This is a genomic window from Microcella sp. (assembly GCF_051860105.1).
Lineage (GTDB): Bacteria > Actinomycetota > Actinomycetes > Actinomycetales > Microbacteriaceae > Microcella.
Genome location: NZ_JBHYEO010000004.1, coordinates 167,568 through 171,239, shown reverse-complemented (window position 1 = coordinate 171,239; position 3,672 = coordinate 167,568). Strand labels below are relative to the sequence as shown.

Below are 3,672 nucleotides of genomic sequence, written 5' to 3'. Positions count from 1 at the left end.
CAGCCACTTCTGGCCGCCCGAAGCGATCACATCGGCGACCTCCCACGGAGCATCCACGATGCCGGCGCCCTGGATCGCGTCGACGATCAGCAAGCGGTCGCCGATCACCTGCCGGATGCCTTCCAGGTCGACGAGGTGACCGGTGCGGTAGTCAACGAGGCTCACGACCACGGCGACGACCGACGCGGCCAGCTGGTCGCGGACCACGCCGGGCGTGACCCGGTCGTGCTCCGGGGTGATCGTGTGCGGCACGAGCACGCCGAGCGCTTGAGCCGCGCGGGTCATGGCATAGCCGACGGAGGGGAACTCGCCCGACGAGGCGGCGACGCCGCCCGTGAGACCGAACATCACGTGCATGAGCGCCTGGCTCGTGCTGGGCTGGAAGACGATCTGATCGGGTCGCATGCGCACGAGGGCGGCGACGGAGGTGCGCACGCGCTCGTCCTGCTCCTCGAGGGTCGCGAACGAACCGAAGCGCGCGTGCGAGAGCACATCGGCCATCGCCCGCTCCTCCGCCAGTGCGTGCTCGCCGATGGGCGACAGCCGGGGATGGTTGAGGTAGCCGGGTTCCTCCGAGAAGCCGGCGATGAAGGCGTCGAGCTCGGGGGTCACTGTCCGAACCTCCTCTGACGTCGGGAGAAATCGCGTAGGGCGCGGAGGAAGTCGACCTCGCGCAGGTCGGGGCCGAGCGCTTCGACGAAGTAGAACTCGCTGTGGGCGCTCTGCCACAGCATGAAGTCGCTCAAACGCTGCTCGCCCGAGGTGCGGATCACGAGATCCGGGTCGGGCTGCCCCCCCGTGTAGAGGTGCTCGGCGATCTTCTCGGGCGTCACGAGCTCCGCGAGCTCGTCGAGGGTGCCGCCGCTCTCCGCGTGGTGATGCACGATCGCGCGCACCGCATCCGCGATCTCACGGCGACCGCCGTAGCCGACCGCCAGGTTGACGTGCAGCCCCGCTTTGCCGGCGCCGCGCGCCTCGGCGGTGTCGAGCTCGGCCAGCAGCTGCTCGGGCAGCCCGTCACGGCTGCCGACGTGCTGCACGCGCCAGTCGTCGATCGTCGAGAGGTCGGAGGCGAGGGCTCCGATGATGCCGATGAGCTCGCGCAGCTCGTCGGTGTCGCGCCCCGTGAGGTTATCGGTCGAGAGCAGGTAGAGGGTCACGACGCCGATGCCGGCCTCGTCGCACCACCGGAGGAACTCGACGATCTTCTCGGCACCGGCGCGGTGACCGTGGGCGGTCGTTCCCCCCACCCGGAGGCGCGCCCAGCGACGGTTGCCGTCGAGGATCATGGCGACATGGCGCGGGTGGGTCGCGTCGGCCAGCTGCCGGCGCAAGCGGCGCATATAGAGCTGGTAGAGAAGGCCGCGACCCCGGGGAGTTCTCGACGATCGCACACGCCTACGGTAGTCCACCGGGCTGGCGTTGTGGCGGGCATCCAAGCGGGAGGCCCCGCGGATGCCGCTCCCGTATCATCGCCGCATGACCTCCCCCTCCTCTGCTGAGCACGGCCCGGCCGACGTCGACGACGAGCCGGGCAGGGACCTGCCGAACGTGCCCCTGCTCGAGGAGTCGATCGAGTACGCCGCGCTCGACCAGAAGCCGACGTGGCGGGGATGGATCCACGCGGGCACGTTCCCGCTCGCCATCGTGCTGGGCATCGTGCTCATCATCGTCGCCGACGGCCCCGCTGCCCGATGGTCGAGCGGCGTCTTCGTGCTCTCATCGCTGCTGCTCTTCGGCATCTCGGCCACCTACCACCGCTTCACGTGGAGCGACCGCACGCGCATCCTGCTCAAGCGGTTCGACCACGCCAACATCTTCCTGCTCATCGCGGGCACGTACACGCCGTTGTCGATCATGGCGCTGCCCCCTGAGAAGGGCTACCTGCTGCTCGTACTCGTGTGGACGGGCGCGTTCATCGGCATCGGGTTCCGCGTGTTCTGGATCTCGGCGCCACGCTGGGCCTACGTGCCGCTGTACGTGCTGCTCGGCTGGGCCGCCGTGCTGTACATCGTCGACCTGTTCATGGCGAACGCGGCCATGATGGTGCTCGTGATCGTCGGCGGGCTCGCCTACACGGCGGGAGCGGTCATCTACGGCATGAAGAAGCCCAACCCCGTGCCGGGCGTGTTCGGCTTCCACGAGATCTTCCACACCCTCACGGTCGTGGCCTTCCTCTGCCACTGGACGGGCGTGCTGCTCGTCGCGCTCGACCCCCCGTTCGGCGGGTAGCGCGGTCTAGCGGTCGGCGGGCTGCTCGGGCTCCGGCTCGGCCGGGCCGCCCTCGGCGATCATCGCCTGCTCGGCCTCGAGACGCTCACGGATCTCGCCGCGGTAGCGCACGCGACGGATGCGCCGCGTCATGTCGACGAGCAGGAAGATGACGGCGATGGCGACGAGCGCGATCGCGACGAAGCCCGCGACACCGGGGGTCACGGTGTTGGGATCGAAGTCGGGCGGCGTGCCGGGCTCGTCGATCGGGTTCGGGCCGATGCCCGTCGGAAGCAGCAGAGCTGCGAAGGGGTACCAGGTCACGGGATGCTCCACTCGCGATCGGACGGACGAGCCGGTTGAGAGAACCCTCACCTCGGCGCTCTACGCTGGAACCTAAGGGTAGCGATCGCACCTGAGCGGCTCACCGGTGCCGCGCCGCACGAAGGAGGCCCGACAGTCGTGTCGACACCGCAGCAGCGTCTAGACGAGCGCTACGGTCGCACGCCCGACGCGGAGCGCCGCACGCGCGCCGCCATGATCGTCGCGGGCGTCGTGTTCGCGATCGTCTTCACCGCCTGGGTCGTGTGGGGCGGGCTCTCTGGCACCAACGCCGAGCTCGAGACGCGTGAGCTCGGTTACGCGAACATCACCGACAACTCGATCGACGTGCGCTGGGAAGTATCGGTCGCCCCCGGCACGGCGGTGTCGTGCGCGGTGCAGGCGCTCAACGAGAGCTTCGGAATCGTGGGCTGGAAGGTCGTCGATCTGCCGCCCTCGAGCGAGCGCACGCGTGTGCTGGTCGAGTCGTTGCGCACCGCCGAGCGACCGGTCACGGGTTTGCCCTACCGGTGCTGGCTCCCGTAGCATCGCCGGAATCGAGAAACAGAACCGGCCCGCGGGCCGGTTCTGCTGCGTCAGGAGGGCATTGCCATGAACGACACCGCGGGCACGACCACGCAGTGGCTCACCCAGGAGGCGCACGATCGCCTCACGGCAGAGCTCGAGCACCTCTCGACGACGGGCCGCGCCGAGATCGCCAAGCGCATCGAGGCGGCGCGCGACGAGGGCGACCTCAAGGAGAACGGCGGATACCACGCCGCGAAAGACGAGCAGGGCAAGATCGAGGCGCGCATCCGCACGCTCACCGAGCTGCTGCGCACCGCCGTCGTCGGCGTGCCCCCGACGGCCCACGGTGTCGTCGAGCCCGGCACTGTCGTCACCGCGACGATCCTCGGCGACGAGGAGCGCTTCCTGCTCGGCAACCGCGAGATCGTCGGCGATGAGAGCGACATCGACGTCTACAGCGAGGCGAGCCCGCTCGGCCAGGCGATCCTCGGCGCGAAGATCGGCAACACGGTGTCGTACACGGCGCCCAACGGCAAGGAGATCGCTGTGACGATCGTCGACGTGAGCACCTACACCGGCTAGAGCTGCGTCCGCGGGTCATAACCCCGCGAC

6 protein-coding genes are annotated in these 3,672 nt (G+C 69.3%); 3 read left to right on the top strand and 3 right to left on the bottom strand.

Features of this window, described 5'->3' with window-relative positions:
* The coding region (locus tag ACTIE9_RS03880) for an aminotransferase class V-fold PLP-dependent enzyme (RefSeq protein ID WP_439564262.1) at positions 1–612 on the bottom strand (612 nt) is incomplete at its 3' end.
* Entirely contained in the window at positions 609–1,343 is a 735-nt protein-coding gene (locus ACTIE9_RS03875; RefSeq protein ID WP_439564261.1) for an isoprenyl transferase, read from the bottom strand. The genes ACTIE9_RS03875 and ACTIE9_RS03880, both read right to left, overlap by 4 nt.
* Before the next feature lie 136 nt (positions 1,344–1,479).
* Between ACTIE9_RS03875 and trhA the strand changes: the two genes are divergently transcribed.
* Positions 1,480–2,232 (top strand): PAQR family membrane homeostasis protein TrhA, encoded by a 753-nt coding sequence (trhA, locus tag ACTIE9_RS03870; RefSeq protein WP_439564260.1) that lies wholly within the window; start codon positions 1,480–1,482, stop codon positions 2,230–2,232.
* 6 nt (positions 2,233–2,238) lie between these two features.
* On the opposite strand, the gene ACTIE9_RS03865 is transcribed toward trhA, so the two are convergent.
* Positions 2,239–2,535, bottom strand: coding sequence for a hypothetical protein (locus ACTIE9_RS03865; RefSeq protein WP_439564259.1), 297 nt, complete (start codon positions 2,533–2,535; stop codon positions 2,239–2,241).
* A 138-nt stretch (positions 2,536–2,673) separates the two neighbouring features.
* On the opposite strand from ACTIE9_RS03865, the gene ACTIE9_RS03860 reads away from it, so the two are divergent.
* Together ACTIE9_RS03860 and greA are read left to right on the top strand one after the other, a co-directional pair.
* Positions 2,674–3,078: a DUF4307 domain-containing protein gene (locus ACTIE9_RS03860; protein WP_439564258.1), complete on the top strand. Its 405-nt coding sequence runs from the start codon at positions 2,674–2,676 to the stop codon at positions 3,076–3,078.
* Positions 3,079–3,144: 66 nt separating this feature from the next.
* Complete coding sequence (gene greA / locus ACTIE9_RS03855) at positions 3,145–3,642, top strand: transcription elongation factor GreA (protein ID WP_439564257.1); 498 nt, start codon at positions 3,145–3,147, stop codon at positions 3,640–3,642.
* Positions 3,643–3,672: the final 30 nt, after the last annotated feature.

Bases quoted from the DNA above. Each gene is read 5' to 3' on its own strand.
- ACTIE9_RS03875 (WP_439564261.1), bottom strand. From the start codon at position 1,343: ATGCGCCGCTTGCGCCGGCAGCTGGCCGACGCGACCCACCCGCGCCAT.
- trhA (WP_439564260.1), top strand. From the start codon at position 1,480: ATGACCTCCCCCTCCTCTGCTGAGCACGGCCCGGCCGACGTCGACGAC.
- greA (WP_439564257.1), top strand. From the start codon at position 3,145: ATGAACGACACCGCGGGCACGACCACGCAGTGGCTCACCCAGGAGGCG.